Here is a 17421-nt window from a genome sequence, read left to right as displayed (position 1 = left end):
TTTTTAACCTGCGTTAGCGAGATATTCGGGGTACTGTTCAGAATTCAAAACAAAGAAGTGGTCGCCTTCAAATTCCTTTTCCTTGAATTCCTGTGTCGTGACGGATTGCCAGCGTTGCATAATGGCGGCTGTCGCTCCAATGTCCTTGGAACCGCAATTGATATATATCGGGGTATCAATGCGTTCGCCATTGTAAATCAGGCTTTCATTAAGTGTGTAATCCTTGCGCACTTCGGGGAGGACGAATTGGAGCAATTCCTTGTTTTCAAGGATTTCCTTAGGCGTGGCGTTGTATTTTTTGAGTTCACGAATCAGCGCATCGTCGCCCATGTAAGTCTTGAACTCTCCTGGGTCTTCATCTTGTGGGGCCTGGCGGCCTGCTGCAATCAGTTTTTCTGGGCGGACGCCGTATTTGCTTTGCAGATGTTCTGCAACATAGAATGCCATGGCGGCACCCATGCTGTGTCCGAACAAAATAAATGGTTTGCCTTGCGTTACTTTTACAATGCATTTGCAAAGCGGATCGAGGAGCTTCTTGAAGTCGCCGACAAACGGTTCGCGGCGGCGAGTTCCCTTGCCGGGAAGCTCGACGCAGATGAAATTCATATTTTTCTTTTCAAGTGTCCACTTGCGATACACGCTAGCGGAGCCTCCTGCATGGTGAAAACAGAAGATTTTTTTGTGCTCCGTATCGTTTAGAGTATATGTGGAGAAGGGGAACCAGCGTTCCTCTAGTGTTTTTTCCATTTTTTACAATCCTTTGTTTAGGTAATGCTCCAGCCTGCCGAAGCTTTCCTAATATCCAAAAATTTCTTATAAACGCCGTTGACGTTGCAGAGCTCTTTATGTGTGCCGCGTTGTACGATATGTCCGCGGTCAATGACAAGAATCTGATCGGCGTTCTTTACTGTATTCAAACGATGGGCGATAGAGATGACTGTTTTTCCTTTGGTGAGTTCTGCAATCGCTTCCATCAATTCTGATTCATTTTCGGGATCCACAGAAGATGTCGCTTCATCGAGGATAACGACCGGTGCGTCTTTCAAGAGGGCTCGTGCAATCGAAATGCGTTGTTTCTCGCCACCGGAAAGGCTGCTGCCATTTTCGCCAATGACGGTGTTGTATCCGTCGGGAAGAGCTTCAATGAAATCGTGGCAACGGGCGCGTTTTGCGACTTCTACGATTTGTTCGTGCGTTGCATTCGGACAACCGAATCTAATGTTATTTTCGACGGTGTCATTGAACAGGAAAACATTTTGGAACACCATCGAAAAATGCGACAGCAATTCATCCGGCGCATAGCTTTTGATGTCTTTTCCGCCGAATGTGATTGAACCGGATTGAACATCCCAAAAACGGACAATCAGATTGCACAAAGTTGTCTTGCCGCTACCGGAATAACCGACTATAGCGCATTTGGATTTTGCGGGAATCTTCGCGCTGATCTTGTCCAGAATCACGCGAGAGTCATAACCAAAAGTCACGTCCTTGATTTCGATGTCGGTCTTGTTCTCGTCAACAGATTCATGCCCGGTAAGCTTTGGAACATTGTAAGTTTCATCCATCTGGTCCATGGAGGTCTCAATCTGTTCCATCAAGAAAGCGCCATTGGCAAGCAGTTCCATTTGCCCGTAGATGATAAATCCCGAAACAAGGAACATCATGCCGTAGGTAAAATCCATTGTGCCGTGATACGTCATCCAAGCGGCGCACAGGATGATGATACCGCTAAAAATTTCAAGCGTTGCTCGGAAGAATCCATGCGGAACGAGAATACTTTTTTCCATCTTGATGGCGGTCTTTTCAAATTCGTCAAAAGTCTCATCGAGTTTGGAGGCGTTGCCTCTGCCAAATGAACGGATGACGGCAATGCCGCGGATGTATTCAAGGACATTGTTTGTGACGCGTTCGACCGCTTCGTAACGCTTTAATGAAAGCGAATTGGATTTGGTCTGTATAAGCGTCAAGGGAATAAGCGAAAGCAAAATTCCCGAAATAGCGATGAGTCCCATTTTCCAGTCGAAAATCATGAGGAAAATGGAAACGCCGAGTCCTTGCAAAATGCCGCCGACAACGTTGTCTACTGCCATCATGGTAAAGTTTTCGAGGGTCGCCATGTTGGTCGTAATCGTATTGTTGATGCGGCCGAGCGATTCCTTCGAAAAATAACCCATCGGAGCGTTTTTCAGCTTGTCGCCAAGTTCAAGGCGCTTGTCCGTAAAGATGATGAACCCTGCAGCGGTCATGAAAATGTTCGTCAAGAACTTGAGAATAATTTTGCCTACAAGTCCAACGCCCAAAATCGCGACGGTTGTCCAGATGACATCCATCGTGAGATTGTTGATGTTTTGCAAAACCCAAAGGAATGCCAATACAGAAGAACAGCTGAAAACCGTGTTCAATACGCTACAAACTAGTCCCCAATAAATGCGTCCCTTGTGCTTCCCGGAAAGCTTGATAATCCTTTTCAAAGTCTTAAGCATTATGCAACCTCCTTATTGTCGGAACCTGCAATGTGGCGTTCCCACATGGATTTGTACAAATCGCATTTTTTCATCAGTTCGTCGTGCGTGCCACTATCGGCAAGTTCGCCCTTTTCAATGACCAGAATCTTTTCGGCATTTTTGATGGTCGAAAGTCTGTGGGCAATGACGATGAGCACTTTGTCGTGAATGAGTCTCGAAAGTGCCTTTTGGATTTCAGCTTCGTTTTCGGGGTCTGCGTATGCGGTGGCTTCGTCCAAGATGATGACATCTGCGTTTTTGAGAATCGCGCGAGCAATCGTGATGCGCTGGCGCTCGCCTCCGGAGAGTCTGTTGCCGGCATCGCCTGCTTTTGTATTGTAGCCGTGTTCAAGTGCGCTGATGAATTCGTGGCACCCTGCAGCCTTTGCTGCTTCGTAGACCTCTTCGTCGCTTGCTTCGGGCCGTCCCATGCGGATGTTTTCCATGATGGACATGTTGAACAGGTAGTTGTCTTGCGCCACGTAGCTGATTTTTTGCATTTGCTGTTTGAACGGAATTTTGGACAGGCTGACGCCACCGAGCAATATGTCGCCTTCACCCACATCCCAGAACCCGGCCATCAATTTGGCGATGGTGGATTTCCCGCTGCCAGAATGTCCGACAATTGCGGTGACGCCTTTTTCAGCTGTCTTGAACGATATCTTGTTCAAAACATTCTTATCTTTATAGCCAAATGTGACGTTCTTGAATTCGAAAGAAGAACCGTTAAACTTTACGTTTTCTTTCGGACGAATTTGATCTTTTTCGTTCAAAAAGTTGTTCACTTGCGTAAACGCCTGGAATACCGAAGCGAACATTTCGGCATAATTCATAGAAGCAATCAAAGGGCCTGCGATGCCCATGCTGAGTACCGCGCAAGTGAGGAACGTGCCGAATTCAATTTTCCCGTTCATGAATAAGTAAGCTCCGAGCGGAAGCGTTACAAGTAAAGTTGAAGAAAGTGTATTCAAACCTGCAGCCGAGAAGAACCAGCAACCGCGCCACCATTCAAGAGTTGTATCGCGGTAGTACTTGCAGGCGTTCGTAAACTTGCTAAATGAAGATGCGCTTTGATTGAATGCCTTGATGACTTCGATGCCGTTCACATATTCTACGATGGAATCGTTCATATCGGCGTTCGCCTTGAAGTAACGCGCGGATTTTTCCTTATAACCGATTAATTGCCCCATGGTTACCAGAAATCCTAATGGAATGGTTGCAAAAGCGCCGAGAGCCATGCGCCAATCCATGACAAACAAAACGATTAATATTGTCAAAGGAGTCACGATGTTTGCGGTCATTTCTGGCACCATGTGAGCAAAAGGTTTTTCGATGCGTTCTACCGTATCGACAACGAGCATCTTGTACGAACCGGAAGCTTTGTCGAGCATGATTCCCATGGGAATGTGCTCCATTTTCTCGGTAATCTTTGTTCGCAGTGTCTTTAGAATGGCGAATGCCGCCTCATGCGAAGTCATTGTTGAAATCGTTGACAAGAATACTTTCAACGCAAAACCGATGATGGCGATCGCCCCGTAAATCAGCACATCATCGCTGGTAACCGTCTTGTTGTAGAATGCGGATAGCAGTTTTGCAACGCAAAAGTAGGGGATGATTCCGCAAAAAACGCCCAAAATGGCGTAAAAAGAAGCTCTAAAAAGTTGGGCTTTTTTATTGCCGGCGAAAAGCCATAGCAGTTTAAGGGTGTTGTCCTGTTTCTTGTTAGAAGTCATTTTGGATAAAATCCTGAAAAGATAGTTTCGGCTAACAAAATTTAGAACAAAGAATCATTTTTTAGAAGAAAATTTTTTGATTTAAGGCGGATTGGATTTAAGCGAAACTCTTTGGATTGTTGGCGAAATTCGCACAAAAACGCTATTTCTGTTAAAAATATTACCCTAGTCTAATTGGAGCTTTTTTTAACCGTTTAGAGTAGAAAATGAGTCGTGTTCTGATTTATTTTTGTCCGTCCAATTGTGTGGTTCAAATGACTCAGAAACGAATTTATTCAGCTTTGTATTTCAACAAGGCCTTCTATATAGGGCTTGCCGTTGCAATCCTTATCCATATCGCCACACTTTTAAACCCGTATTTCAAGAAAGAAGAAATCTCGACTCAGCGCCCTGACACTCCCGTAATGCACGCGGAAAAGGTCTATATTGCGCCCCCGCCACCTCCAGAAGCACCTCCGGTTGTGAAAAAGGTCGTTCGTGCTAAAATTATCCCGAAGGTCGTAGAAAAACGGGTCGAAGAACAGCCTCCTGAACCGGAACCAATCCCGGAACCGGTAACAGAAACGGCTCCAGTCGCTGTTGCGGAACCTGTTGTCGAAGCGCCTCCCGCGCCCCCTGTGGTCAAGGAACCGCCTAAACCTTCGGCAGATTCCGTGAAAATGGTGACCCGTACCTACTTGCGCTCGCTCAAAAAGCAATTAGAGCAAATCAAGGATTACCCTGCGACGGCAAAGCGCTTAAAGCAGGAAGGCACGGTGCGCGTTCGCTTTACCATCCTTGCCGATGGCAAGATTGAACAAATCGAAGTCTCGGAATCGAGCCGCTATTCGTCGCTGGACAATAGCGCTTTGGAAGCTGTTGCCAACATGGGAAAATTTCAACCTATTCCAAAACTTTTAGAAAAAGAACGCTGGCGGATAGAAATTCCGATTCAGTACAAACTTAATGCAGGGAGATCGTAATGAACTTCATTCTCGACTTTGTCAAACAGGGCGGTACTATCGGCTATATCCTGATTGCGCTGAACTTTATCGGTTATGCCATTATTATTTGGAAGGTGATTTCACTAATTGTCTTTAACAAAACGGTACAGCCTCGCTTGACAGATAAAGTTATTCATCGCGTGGTGACTTGCAATACCGACCATCACATCATTACAGAAAGCATCCGCACCGAAATCGGCCTTGCTTTCTCGCCGCTCACGAAGGGCCTTACGACGGTTGAAAATATCGCATCGATTTCTCCGATGCTTGGCCTTCTCGGTACAGTGGTGGGCATTTTCAACGCTTTTACGGTGATAGCGGCCTCGGGCCTTGATGATCCATCCGCTTTTGCGACGGGCATTAAGTTTGCTCTCGTGACAACGGTCCTTGGGCTTGTGGTCGCTATCCCGCATGTGATTGCGTTCAACTACCTGAACGCCCGCATGGAGCAGGAACAGGACGAAGTCGAAAACCAGGTGCTTTTGCACTTGGGCAAGACTTTGCAAGAACGCGACGCTAAGAGAATGGAGTCTCGCAATGGCTAAAAGACGTCGTCGCATATCGCTGGACATGACGCCGTTAATTGACTGCGTGTTTTTGCTGCTCGTCTTTTTCTTGGTGACGTCTGTCTTTAAGCAGGACAAATCTGTCCTCAAGCTTTTATTGCCCGAGACCTCGAGCGAAGTCAAGCAAGAAGTTTCCGAAGGATTCTTTATAGAACTTTCAGAAACCGAAATCGCCATCAACGGTGAATTGGCGACAGTTGAAATTTTGAAGAACAAGAGTGCCGCCGTGCAAAACAAGAAAGCTCCGGTGGCCTTGAAAATCGACAAAAAGACTCCTTACGAAAAAGTCGCAGAAGTCTTGGATGTTCTCCAGATGGAAAAGATTTACAACATACAATTCGTCAATGAATTAAAAAAGGAGTGAGGAAATGTCACGGATTCGAATAAATATCGAAAAGGTGAACGAAAAATTCGAAAACTTCGCAAGGTTCCTGATATCACACAGGGCCTTGCTTCTCGTTTCGTTTATCGCATTGCTTGCGATTTCTATCGTGGGCATGAAAAAGATTTACGTTGAGGCTTCATGGGACAGCTACTTTATCGAAGGCGACCCGATGCTTGTCGAAACGGACAAGTTCAAGGAAACGTTCGGCAATGACTATTTCGTGGGCGTGATGGTGGAAAGCGATCATTCCATCATTAGCCCCGACAATTTGAAACTCTTGCGAGAGCTTTCGAACGAATTGCGCGATAGCCTCTCGTATTCTGACGGTAAGGCAACATCGATTGTCGATTTGGAATACATGCTCGGCACGGACGAAGGCATGGAAATCGTGCAGATCGTGCCGGAAGAAATCCCGACAGATGCAGCGGGCCTTGCCGAAATCGAAAAGCACCTCGCCGCTAAGCCGGAGCTTGCAAAAAAGCTTGTCTCTAAAGACCGCAAGCAGGCCTTCATTAACATCAAGCTTCGTCCGTTCCCGGAAGATTCTGTGTGGAAAGCCGAAGGCGAAGCTCAGGGCAAAAAGGCCGAAGCTCCGGACATGAAGACGGGCCGCGAAACCTCTGAAATCATCGCCAAGGAAAAGTACGCTCCGCTGCACCCTCTTGCAACGGGTATGCCTTACTTGAGCCATCAGAAGCTCAAGTACATCGGCGAAGAAATGAGCCGTATTTTCCTTATTACGATTCTTTGCTCCATCATCGTGATGTTCCTTGTGACGCGTTCGCTCCGCGGAATCGTTTCTCCGCTGATTACCACGTTTGCGGGCGTCATCATGACTTTTGGCTTGGTCGGCTATCTCGGTCTTTATATGGATGCGACCAACATCATGGTGCCTGTCATCTTGGCGTTTGCCGTCTCCATTGCGTATAACATTCATATCCATTCTTTCTTCCGCAAGAATATGATGCTCACGGGTAAGCGCAAGGAATCTGTGCTTTACGCCATGAAAGAAACCGGCTGGTCAGTGCTGTTCTCGGGACTCACAACGATTGTGGCACTTCTGTCGTTCCTGTCGGTGATGCTTAAGCCTATCCGCTCCGTGGGCATCCTCTCTTCTATCGCTGTTGGCTTCATTCTCCTTGTGGCTCTTACAGTTTCGCCGATTCTCCTGAGCTTTGGCAAGGACAAAAAGCCGAACGCCAAGGTGCTCGAAAAGGGCGATACGCGCATGGGCCTCATCCTCAATAATCTTGGTCAGTTTGTTCTGACTCATGGAAAGCCGATTGCGGTTGTGTTTGCTGTGATTACTGTAATCTCGATTTACGGTGTCACCAAGATGGAACCCGCGTTTGACGTGGAACGCACGATGGGCCGCAAGGTCGAATATGTGAACAAGATGCTTTACGTTGCCGAATCTGAAATCGGGAGTTTCTACTCTTACGATTTGGTGATTGATTTTGGCGAAAACGACAAGGCAAAGGAAGTCGATAATCTCAAGAAGCTGGAACAGCTGCAGGATCACGCCCAAAAGTACCCGCTGACAAAACGTTCCACTTCCATTCTCGACATCTTGAAGGATTTGGACCGCACCTTGAATGAAAACCGCCAGGATATGTATGCTATCCCGGAAACGGAAGAACAGGTGGCCCAGCTCTTGCTCCTGTACGAAAATGCCGGTGGTTCCGAAGCAAGCTACTGGATGGATTACGATTACAAGAAGCTCCGCTTGATGGTCGAAATCTCTAGCTACAACTCCAACGAACTCCAGAAGGAAATCGAGGACTTGCAGAATTTCGCACGCGGACTTTATCCGAATGCGAAGGTGACAGCTGTGGGTAACTTGCCGCAGTTTACCGCTATGCAGCAGTATTTGGAAGTAGGCCAGATGACATCCTTCCTCATTTCTGTCGTGATTGTGGCCGTGCTCTTGATGATTGTCTTCGGCAGCGTCCGCACGGGTCTCATCGGCATGATTCCGAACATCGCTCCGGGCATTTTCGTGGGCGGCTATCTCGGCTTTAGCAACATCCCGCTCGACATGATGACGGCAACGCTTATCCCGATGATCATCGGCCTTTCCGTAGACGATACGATCCATTTCATCAACCATGGCCATGTGGAATTTGACCGTTGCAAGAATTACACGGAATCTATTCTCAAGGTGTTCCGCACTGCAGGACCTGCTCTTGTAATGACAACGATTATCATGGTGGCGACATTTGCGGGCTTTACGACTTCGCAGGCAACGCAGATGTTCAACTTTGGCTTTGTGGTGTTTGTGGGCCTTGTCTCGGCTTTGCTTGCCGACCTGTTCGTGACACCGCTTTTAATCAAGAAGTTTAAAATTTTCGGAAAATAGGAGGATTCTATGAAAATTTCAAAAATTGCTGCGACGCTCGTTGTCGCTCTCAGTGCAATGTCCATGGCTCAGACGAATGCCCGTGACATCATGGTCAAGGTCAAGAACCGCCCGGATGGCGACACGCGCTCTTCCTCGATGGAAATGAAGCTCGTGAACAAGAGCGGTAACACCCGTGTCCGCAAGATTACTTCGTATGCAATGGATGTGGGCGAAGATACCAAGACCATCATGTTCTTCCTTTATCCAAACGATGTGAAGGGTACGGGATTCTTGACCGTAAATTATGACGATGTCAACAAGGAAGACGACAAGTGGCTCTATCTGCCTGCCTTGAAAAAGACCCGCCGTATCAGCGGAAAGAGCTCCAAGACCGATTACTTCATGGGCTCCGACTTCACATACGATGATATCGGCAAGCGCAATGTCGATGAAGATACACACAAGCTCTTGCGCGAAGAATCTGCAGATGGTTTCGATTACTATGTCGTTGAATCGACTCCCAAGAAGGATGGCGAAATCTTCTCCAAGAAACTCGTCTGGATCCGCAAGGATTGCGATGTCGTCGCCAAGGTCGAATTCTACGACAAGCTCGGCAAACTCCATCGCCAGATGGTTTCTTCGGACATCAAGAAGGTTGACGGTTTTTGGACTGTCGGCAAGATGGAAATGAAGAACGTGCAAACGGGACACTCCACGGAACTCCTTTTCCTCGATCCGAAATACAACATCCAGCTCGATTCCAAGATTTTCTCTGTGAACAAACTGGAACGCGGGTTGTAGTTAGTAGGCAGTACAGTCCTGTGTCATCCTGGAGGGGCGATGCCCCGATAGGATCCAGTGAATGTATGATTGTCATGCCCGCCATTGCGCGGGCATCTCCCATTAAGGAGGATAAATGATAAAACACGTCATTGCGAGGAACAAAGTGACGAAGCAATCTATGATTTCATTGGCGTTGTCCGCAGCGTTCGCCTTATCCGCGCACGCTCAGGAAGACGAGCTTTCTCTGCAGCTGAACGGCTTTGTGGATTCGTATCACGCGCTGCAGGTGCAAAGTCCGCACAAGATCATGTCTTCGCGGACGCGCCTCCGTCTTGAAATGCGCGCGAATTACGGCGAGGCTTCGCTTTTCTCGAGTGTCAATCTCGCGTACAACAGCCTCATCAAAGACCAGTCGGGAGCGTTCCTTCGCGAAGCGTATTTTGACTATGCCGGCAAATACCTTGAAGTCAAGGCGGGTCGTCAAATTATCACGTGGGGCGTTGCCGATGGGCTCCGCCTGACGGACTTGATTTCGCCTATGGACTACACGGAATTCATGGCGAACGATTACGACGACATTCGCGTGCCTGTGAATGCCATCAACCTCAAGTATCCTGGCGAAAGCTTCTCCGCCGAACTCGTCTTTGTGCCTGTTCCGGAGTATTTTGTGATGCCCTCGGGCGAGGATAATCCTTGGACGATGCCGTTGCCTGCGAATACGAGCATGGACTTGAGCGGTACTCCTGAAAAGCGTCTCAAGAACAGCGAAGTGGGTGGCCGTTTGCGTTTCTTCCTGGAGAATCTCGATTTCTCGCTTACGGCGCTGCGCACTTTCAATAAGTCGCCTGTCACGATTGCGAGCTTCGATCCGGAAACGAAATCTGCCGTGATTAAGGGTGTGTACGAGCCGATGAATGTTGTCGGTGGTGATGTCTCTATCCCGGCGGGTGAAATTGTGATTCGTGGCGAGGTGGCGGCGTATTTCGGCGAACCTATTGCCCTGAAAAAATCGCTTGATTACAAGTTGCGAAAGACGTTCAATGGCATGCTTGGCTTGGACTGGTATGCAGGCGATGACTGGACTTTTATGTTCCAGTACATGCACAAAATTATCATGGATTACCGCGATGTTTTGGGTACAGAACAGAATACGTCCATGATTACAGCCCGCATTTCCAAGGAGCTTTTAAACAATACGCTTAAACTTTCTGTTTACGGAATGTTTGATGTCGACAATGTCGGTTTCTATGTGCGTCCGGCGGCAGATTACCTCCTGAATGACCAAATAACGATTTCGTTAGGCGGCGATTGGCTTGGCGGAAGGCGCGGTACGTTTAAAACTTACAAGAAAAATACGCAAATATGGGTAAAAGGTAAGTATTTCTTTTAGTGGAGTCACTTGCCGTTTTAAATAAAATTGCCTAAATTTAGGCTGGACTAAGTTAGATAAAACTAATAAAATTGGTTTAGACTAAAATACTTGGTTCGGTCTAATTTTTGAGAGAGATTATGTTAAAGCCCGTACCCGATAAAAATCTGATTCAAATCCAGAATACAGATTTCTTTTCCCATTATATGTTACAAAATAAAACGGGGACGGGGCATCTTCTAACGTATAACGTATTGCCTGGGCTACAGGTCTTCTACAGCAATTTCCATCTCAAGGAATTTACTTTCAATTTTGAAAATCAAGGCAAGAATTTGATTGTGCTCCATTGCCATAACGGCAGCGCAGAATGGCTGAATTCGGAATCCATGCCGAAATCCATGGAAGAGAATGGCCTCGTTTTGCTCGACCGTATGCCGGCTTGCAAGACGTTCAAATTCCCGGTGCATTGCTACCACGGCATTGCGGTCGTGTTCTCGATGGATCGCTGCCAATGCGAACTCATGAACATGTTCAAGGCGGTCGGTGTTGACTTTGCGGCCCTTATCGAAAAAATCCAGCCGCTTACACTCCCGCTGAAACTCCCGTCTAGCGAGCACGTGAGCCATATTTTCTCGGAACTTTACAGGCTCCCGAAAAACATCCGTTTGCCGTATTTCAAGATTAAGGTACTCGAACTCATCCTCTTCTTGAGCCGCCTTGATTCCGAAGCCAAGTACGAAACGGCGGTGCAAATTCCGAGCGCTTACAAGGGCAAAATGGAACTCCTGCGCGAAATCCTCCGCGAGAATGTCGAAGAGCATTTGACGCTCGAACAGCTCTCCAAGCAAATCGAAATGAGCCCGACGCAGATGAAAAAGTATTTCAAGCTGGCGTACGGCGATTCCATTTATTCGTACCTCAAGACGTACCGCATGAAAAAAGCCACCCAGCTTTTGCTAGATGGCAAATTTAATGTCGCCGAAGTTGCAAGCCGTGTGGGCTATACAAACTCTAGCAAGTTTGCGCAAGCGTTCAAGGAATACACCGGCTGCTCGCCCAAGGAATATAAGAACAAGTCGTAGCCAAAGTTCAATATAAATTTTTGATTTTACATAAATTAAATTACAAAATAGAAAGGTCTCCCACATGACGTAGGAGACCTTTCTATACCCGGGCCGCGACTCGAACGCGGATATCATCCTTAGGAGGGACGTATTTTATCCCGTTAAATTACCCAGGCGAGTAAACTGCAATATAGAAATAAGCGCAAAACTTGTCAAAAGCTTTGCTTATGCAAGTTCTCCGCGGATGACGTCCACGCAGTCGCCAACGAGGCTTACGACGTTTGTCGGATTGATCTCGATGTTGCCGCAGTCGACCATCATGTTCACGGAGTGCTGGAACGTTTTCCAGAGCTCGTCGGTTTCGTAGATGTCTTCGTCGCTGAGCTTGGCAGCCGTGCTCAAGATAGGCTTGTCAAAGTGCTGGAAGAGTTCCTTGAAAAACGGGTGCGTCGGGATGCGGATGCCGATTTCAGGGCGCTTCACGTCGAGCTTGCGCGCAATGTGCGGGTCGGCGGGCAAAATGAATGTGTACGGGCCGGGCACGCGCTGCTTGATGATGTTGAACGCAAAATTGCTCACGTGGGCGTAGCCGGTGGCAAATCGGATGTCCGGGACGATGAGCGCCATGAAGAACTTTTTCATGGGCTTCTTGAGGGCGTAAAGCTTGTGAATGGCTTTGGTTGATTCGGCGTTGCAGCCGATGGCGTAGCCAGATTCGGTGGGGTAGAGGACGAGTCCGTCGTCTTCGAGAATTTCGGCGGCCTGCTTCACGATGCGGGGCTGCGGGTTTTCTGGATGTACTTCGAGTCGCATAGTTTTTTGCTATTTCGCTTTTTGGAGGAAAAATATATAAAAAATGTGTTGGGAGTGTTTTGTAAAATTTCTATCTTCACGGCTCGTGAAGCGTATCCATAGAACAGTTGCGAAACTTCTCGTTGTGAATGGTTACCTGCCAAAGCTTGGGCTTGCTGCGGTAATCGGTGTCGTGACAGGGCTTGTTGCGGTGGCGTTCCATTTTGGGCTTGGCGTTGCTATGGAATGGGTGCGTAAGCCGTGGTCGCTTGGATTTTTGCCGTGGTATGCTTTTGCCGCGGTGCCTGCTGTTGGCGGGCTTGTTGTCGGGCTTTTCATCCACAAGGTGGCACGTGCGCCGGAGACGGCGGGGCAGGGCACCGACAAGATGATTTATTCGTTCCATCACCAAGGTGGAAATGTGCGGGCGCGCGTGGCGCCGGTGAAGTTTGTGGCAAGCATCATCACGCTTGCAACGGGCGGCTCGGCAGGTTACGAGGGGCCGATTTCGCAGATCGGCTCTGGCATCGCTTCTACAATTTGCAAATGCTTTAAGATGCCTCGGATGATGCGCGGGCAGTTTATGCTGGCGGGCACGGCGGCGGGGCTTGGTGCCATTTTCAAGGCTCCGCTTGCGGGGGCGCTCACGTCGGTCGAGATGCTTTATCGCGAGGACTTTGAGTCCAACGCTTTTGCAACTTCGATTATTTCGTCTGTAGTCGCGTTTACGGTTTACATTGCGTTTGTAGGCTCATCTCCTGTGATTGCCTGCACGATGGATTTCCCGTTTACGAACGGTGTCGAGCTATTGGCGTGCGCGCTGCTTGGGATTTTGTGCTTCCCGTTTTCGTACCTGTACGTGCGTTGCTATTACGCCTCGGAACAGCGCTTTAACAAGTGGGCGATTCCTGTGTGGCTCAAGCCTGCGATGGGTGGCGCGTTCATTTCGCTCTTGGTGCTTGCCTTCCCGGAGGTCTCGGGCGGCGGCTTTGAATTTATCGATAACCTGATGACGGGGCTTGTGCCGCATACCGTGTGGGGTGTGCTCCTCTTGCTCGGCATTGTGCTTGCTAAGATTGTGGCGACTGCGCTTACGGTCGGTTCGGGCGGTTCTGGGGGTGTCTTTGGACCATCGCTATTTATTGGTGGGGTTATTGGCGCCATGTTTGCTGGGATATGCGAACTTGCGTTCCCGGGATTTATCCGCATGCCCGAGATGTTTATTCTCGTCGGGATGGCCGCGTTCTTTGCTGGTGCCGCAAAGGCTCCGATTGCGGGTGTCGTGATGGTCTGCGAAATGACTGGGAGTTACAGCCTGTTGCCTGGCCTTTTGATTGCGGCCGTGATGCACATTGCATTCTCGCGCAACTGGACGATTTACAAAAGCCAGGTGCTCAACAAGTTTGCGTCTCCGGCGCATCGTCGTGACATGGACCGCGAACTCATCCAAGCCTACGACAAGATTGCTAAGGAATAGTTACTAGTTATTAGTTTAATAGTTATATTGCTATTTTGTTATAAAGGGGGGAATGCCCGCTTTGGCGACACATTCCACAGACTGCTATACCGCATGGAATAAAAAATCGCACGTTTCCGCTCGGTGTTTTGCTTCACGTGTAATTGAAAAAGCCGCGCATTTCCGCGCGACTTTTCTACTAAATCTTAACTACTGTCTACTAATCACTAACCACTAACCACTTCCTTACGAGCAGCGGAGTATTTGACCTGGGCGGATGTTGTCCGACTTGAGGTTGTTCAGGCGCTTGATGTGTTCGACAGACGTGCCGTACTTGTGGGCGATCTTTCCAAGGCAATCTCCACGGCGAACCTTATAGAACTTGCTCTTGCCAATTTCCTTTTGGTAGGCAGCTTCGATTTCTTGGAGCTTGTCTGTATCAAGCGTGACCGAAATGTCTTTGAAAGTGCCTTCCGCAAAGTCATAGACTGTTTCCGGGTTGATGTAGATGCCGTTGTAGCGCATTTCAAAGTGCAAGTGGGCTCCAAACGAGCGGCCCGAATTGCCTCCGATGCCAATGACATCGCCGGCCTGGAGTTCGTCGCCGACTTTGACCTTCCAGCGTTCAAGATGGGCGTAAAGAGTTGTAAGTCCGTTGCCGTGGTCCAAAATCACGTAGCGGCCATAACCCTTGCGGCGGCCCTGGTTCCTGACCTTGACGACCTTGCCTGCGAATGCGGCGACGATTGTGCGGTCTTCGCCATGGCAGAGTCCGAGGTCTACACCGCGGTGCATGCGGTGCTTGCGCGGACCGTAGTGGCCGGCGATACGACGGCTTTGCGTCGGGATGATGGACGTCGTCATGTCGAGGACGAAAAGCTTTTCTGGAGCGCCGGTCGAAGCCGAATCGGTCGTCGCCTTGATGTCCGCGTCTGCTTCGGCGTATTCGCGAACTGCTTCTTCGGTCTCAAGGCTGTCTTGGTTAATGCTGTCAATGGAGTCTTGGTTTGCGGATTCAAGAACGGGCTTTACCGCGACTTTATCGGTCTTGTTCACCTTAGCGGGTGTACTTACCTTCGACTTGCGGGCTTTGGACTTTTTATGGACGAAATTACTTTCGTTGATGAAAAATTTTCCAACGGAAGGAGATTCTGCTTCGGGCGCAAATTCATTGATCCCGTCGAAAGGCTGGTTCAGTTCCGTGTTTCTGGATTCAACGAGGCGAGGAACAATTTTTCCGACCACATCGTCATCTTTAGCAAAAAGGGCGAGCGGCAGGACTCCTGCAATGAGTATAGTTTTTATCTTCATAAAAATAGGGGTTCTATATATATGGGCTAAAAAATACTCAATTTCTTTCGTTTTGTCACTATATTTAGGATATTTTTTCACGAGATATTAACAAGAAATTTTTTACGTAATATTATTGTAAATTTGGGTAAACGCTTGTGCGTTCAAATTACGATAGAATGGCCAAAATGTTGGATTGCGGGCAAAAAAAATCCCGCGAATCTCGCGGGATGACATTGAAATGCTACAAACGATTGACTACTGACTAATGACTAATAACCATTGACCAATAACTAGAACTGGAAGTAAATGAACGGGCAACTGTCTGCGCTCATGAACTGGTAAATCACGAAGATGATGAACGCCGTTACGGCAATCATCGCCGGAATTGGGAGCGATGCAAACGTGATGCGGTAGCGGGACTTGAACTTCTTCGGAATCCAGTGGATAAGCATACCAGCGATGAACACGAGGATGATATTGATGTGTTCCCATGCAATCGGGAGAATCGTGTCCCAGCGCCAGGCGGTACCCATCTGGTGGACCATGTTCTTAGCCGTATTCCATGCGACTTCGTTTGCTTCTGCCGGGTCAAGGTTGGAACCCGCGCGGAAGAAGAGACGCGTGAACGTGATGAACACAAACGTGAGTGTCACATTCCAAGCGGTCGTGAGCCACGGCAATTGTTTTTGGCAGAACAAATGATAAATGATGGTCGAGTAGATGCCCACGAAAAGCACGCCGAACCAAACTGCAGTAATCGCACATATAGGAATCGTGTAGTGCTTGTAGAGGATCGCACTCAATGCAAAGAAACCAAGAGCAATCGATGCACGAACCGTTGCGCTGCGCTTCACCCAGAGCTTGTTGAACACTTGTCCGAAACCATTCAAACCGCCCCAGATGATGAAGTTCCAGCTAGCGCCATGCCACCAACCGCCGACAATTTGCGTTGCCATGGCGTTCATGTTCGTGGTAATCGTCTTGCGGGATTCCGGCTTGAAGTAAGCAAAAATGCCAATGTAAAGGAAGAACACGCCGAGAGCAATACCGACCCACATGCTGCCAGAAAGGAGGATGGCCACAAGGCTCAAGAATCCCATCCAGAAAAACGTGCCGACGGTTGCGTTTCTGTTACCGCCAAGGGGAATGTACAAGTAATCGCGCCACCAGCTAGAAAGGCTGATGTGCCAACGACGCCAGAATTCGGTCGGGCTCTTAGCCTTGTACGGGCTGTTGAAGTTCTGCGGCAGGCGGAAGCCCATGAGGAGGGCAACGCCGATCGCGATATCCGTGTAACCCGAGAAGTCGGCGTAAACCTGTAGCGAATAAGCGAAAAGGGCAATCAGGTTTTCAAGGCCGGTAAAGAGGAGCGGCGTATCGAAAACGCGGTCCACAAAGTTCGTGGCGAGGTAGTCGCTCAAGATAATCTTCTTGGCTAGGCCGTTCAAAATCCAGAATACTGCCATGCCAAAAGCGCGGCGGGGGAGGAAAAACGGCTTGTAGAGTTGCGGTACAAACTTGTCTGCACGCACAATCGGGCCAGCTACGAGCTGCGGGAAGAACGAGAGGTAAAAGCCGAAGTTCAAAATGTTGTCTACGGCCTTGATCTTACCGCGGTAAATGTCAATGCAATAACTCATCGCCTGGAACGTGAAGAACGAAATGCCCACCGGGAGGATAATCTGATCGACCAGCGAATGCGTACCGAACATGGCGTTGCTTGCGGCAGCAAAGAAGTTGTACACGTGGAGCTCGATGCCGGTAAAGTCATAAAGGGCGTCCAGGAAAAAGTAAGAGTATTTATAATAGCAGAGCACCAGCAAGTCGATAATCACGACTATAATCATCAAAAGTTTCTTTTTCCACTTTTCTTCTGCTTTCTCAATCCACTTGCCGATGAAGAAGTTTGCTATCACGCAGAAGATGAGGATGCACACGTAGCTGCCGCTCGTCTTGTAGTAGAAGAACAAGCTCGTCGCAAACAGGAACGCGTTGCGGAGCAGAAGCTTGCTGTGCACTAGCGAGAAAATGGCGAAGACGACCGCGAAGAATCCCCAGAAATAGAACTGGGTGAAGAGTAACGGGGAGTTCGGGTCAAATGCGAATGTGCGGGTCAGGTAGGGGATGATATAGTCAAGCATAATTTTGGGCT

Annotated in this window: 14 protein-coding genes and 1 tRNA gene; 8 read left to right on the top strand and 7 right to left on the bottom strand. The window is 48.5% G+C overall.

Features of this window, described 5'->3' with window-relative positions; genetic code table 11:
• Positions 1 to 3: 3 nt before the first annotated feature.
• Genes B3A20_RS13160 through B3A20_RS13150 form a run of 3 tightly spaced genes read right to left on the bottom strand, consistent with a single transcriptional unit; the run spans position 4 to position 4237 of the window.
• Positions 4 to 747 (bottom strand): thioesterase II family protein, encoded by a 744-nt coding sequence (locus tag B3A20_RS13160; protein WP_290765656.1) that lies wholly within the window; start codon positions 745 to 747, stop codon positions 4 to 6.
• A gap of 17 nt (positions 748 to 764) precedes the next feature.
• Positions 765 to 2483: an ABC transporter ATP-binding protein gene (locus B3A20_RS13155; protein ID WP_290765654.1), complete on the bottom strand. Its 1719-nt coding sequence runs from the start codon at positions 2481 to 2483 to the stop codon at positions 765 to 767.
• Positions 2483 to 4237, bottom strand: a complete 1755-nt coding sequence (locus B3A20_RS13150) for an ABC transporter ATP-binding protein (RefSeq protein WP_290765652.1) — start codon at positions 4235 to 4237, stop codon at positions 2483 to 2485. The genes B3A20_RS13155 and B3A20_RS13150 overlap by 1 nt, the downstream gene beginning before the upstream one ends.
• Positions 4238 to 4491: 254 nt before the next feature.
• Between B3A20_RS13150 and B3A20_RS13145 the strand changes: the two genes are divergently transcribed.
• The 7 genes from B3A20_RS13145 (at position 4492) to B3A20_RS13115 (ending at position 11746) form a co-directional block, all read left to right on the top strand.
• A complete protein-coding gene (locus B3A20_RS13145; protein ID WP_290765649.1) occupies positions 4492 to 5199 on the top strand; it encodes an energy transducer TonB in 708 nt (235 codons plus the stop codon).
• On the top strand, positions 5199 to 5765 hold the full coding sequence (locus tag B3A20_RS13140; protein ID WP_290765646.1) for a MotA/TolQ/ExbB proton channel family protein: 567 nt from the start codon (positions 5199 to 5201) through the stop codon (positions 5763 to 5765). Before B3A20_RS13145 ends, B3A20_RS13140 begins: the two co-directional genes overlap by 1 nt.
• On the top strand, positions 5758 to 6150 hold the full coding sequence (locus B3A20_RS13135) for an ExbD/TolR family protein (RefSeq protein WP_014546408.1): 393 nt from the start codon (positions 5758 to 5760) through the stop codon (positions 6148 to 6150). Before B3A20_RS13140 ends, B3A20_RS13135 begins: the two co-directional genes overlap by 8 nt.
• Positions 6151 to 6154: 4 nt before the next feature.
• Complete coding sequence (locus B3A20_RS13130; RefSeq protein WP_290765643.1) at positions 6155 to 8530, top strand: efflux RND transporter permease subunit; 2376 nt, start codon at positions 6155 to 6157, stop codon at positions 8528 to 8530.
• 9 nt (positions 8531 to 8539) lie between these two features.
• A complete protein-coding gene (locus B3A20_RS13125) occupies positions 8540 to 9313 on the top strand; it encodes an outer membrane lipoprotein-sorting protein (RefSeq protein ID WP_290765640.1) in 774 nt (257 codons plus the stop codon).
• A 115-nt stretch (positions 9314 to 9428) separates the two neighbouring features.
• Entirely contained in the window at positions 9429 to 10685 is a 1257-nt protein-coding gene (locus tag B3A20_RS13120) for a DUF1302 family protein (RefSeq protein WP_290765637.1), read from the top strand.
• A gap of 119 nt (positions 10686 to 10804) precedes the next feature.
• Complete coding sequence (locus B3A20_RS13115) at positions 10805 to 11746, top strand: helix-turn-helix domain-containing protein (protein ID WP_290765634.1); 942 nt, start codon at positions 10805 to 10807, stop codon at positions 11744 to 11746.
• 85 nt (positions 11747 to 11831) lie between these two features.
• Here B3A20_RS13115 and B3A20_RS13110 read toward each other — a convergent pair.
• Together B3A20_RS13110 and B3A20_RS13105 are read right to left on the bottom strand one after the other, a co-directional pair.
• Positions 11832 to 11904 (bottom strand) — tRNA-Arg (locus B3A20_RS13110).
• Positions 11905 to 11953: 49 nt separating this feature from the next.
• On the bottom strand, positions 11954 to 12541 hold the full coding sequence (locus tag B3A20_RS13105; protein WP_290765631.1) for an L-threonylcarbamoyladenylate synthase: 588 nt from the start codon (positions 12539 to 12541) through the stop codon (positions 11954 to 11956).
• 85 nt (positions 12542 to 12626) lie between these two features.
• Between B3A20_RS13105 and B3A20_RS13100 the strand changes: the two genes are divergently transcribed.
• The gene (locus B3A20_RS13100) at positions 12627 to 13997 is read left to right on the top strand and encodes a chloride channel protein (protein ID WP_290765628.1); all 1371 of its coding nucleotides are present in this window, start codon (positions 12627 to 12629) and stop codon (positions 13995 to 13997) included.
• A 225-nt stretch (positions 13998 to 14222) separates the two neighbouring features.
• On the opposite strand, the gene B3A20_RS13095 is transcribed toward B3A20_RS13100, so the two are convergent.
• Both B3A20_RS13095 and B3A20_RS13090 read right to left on the bottom strand, forming a co-directional pair.
• Positions 14223 to 15287 (bottom strand): M23 family metallopeptidase, encoded by a 1065-nt coding sequence (locus tag B3A20_RS13095; protein ID WP_290765626.1) that lies wholly within the window; start codon positions 15285 to 15287, stop codon positions 14223 to 14225.
• Between the two features lie 272 nt (positions 15288 to 15559).
• Entirely contained in the window at positions 15560 to 17410 is a 1851-nt protein-coding gene (locus tag B3A20_RS13090; RefSeq protein ID WP_290765623.1) for an MBOAT family O-acyltransferase, read from the bottom strand.
• Between the last annotated feature and the right edge of the window lie 11 nt (positions 17411 to 17421).

Source organism: Fibrobacter sp. UBA4297 (assembly GCF_002394865.1).
GTDB lineage: Bacteria > Fibrobacterota > Fibrobacteria > Fibrobacterales > Fibrobacteraceae > Fibrobacter.
This window is presented reverse-complemented; position numbering and strand designations above follow the sequence as displayed.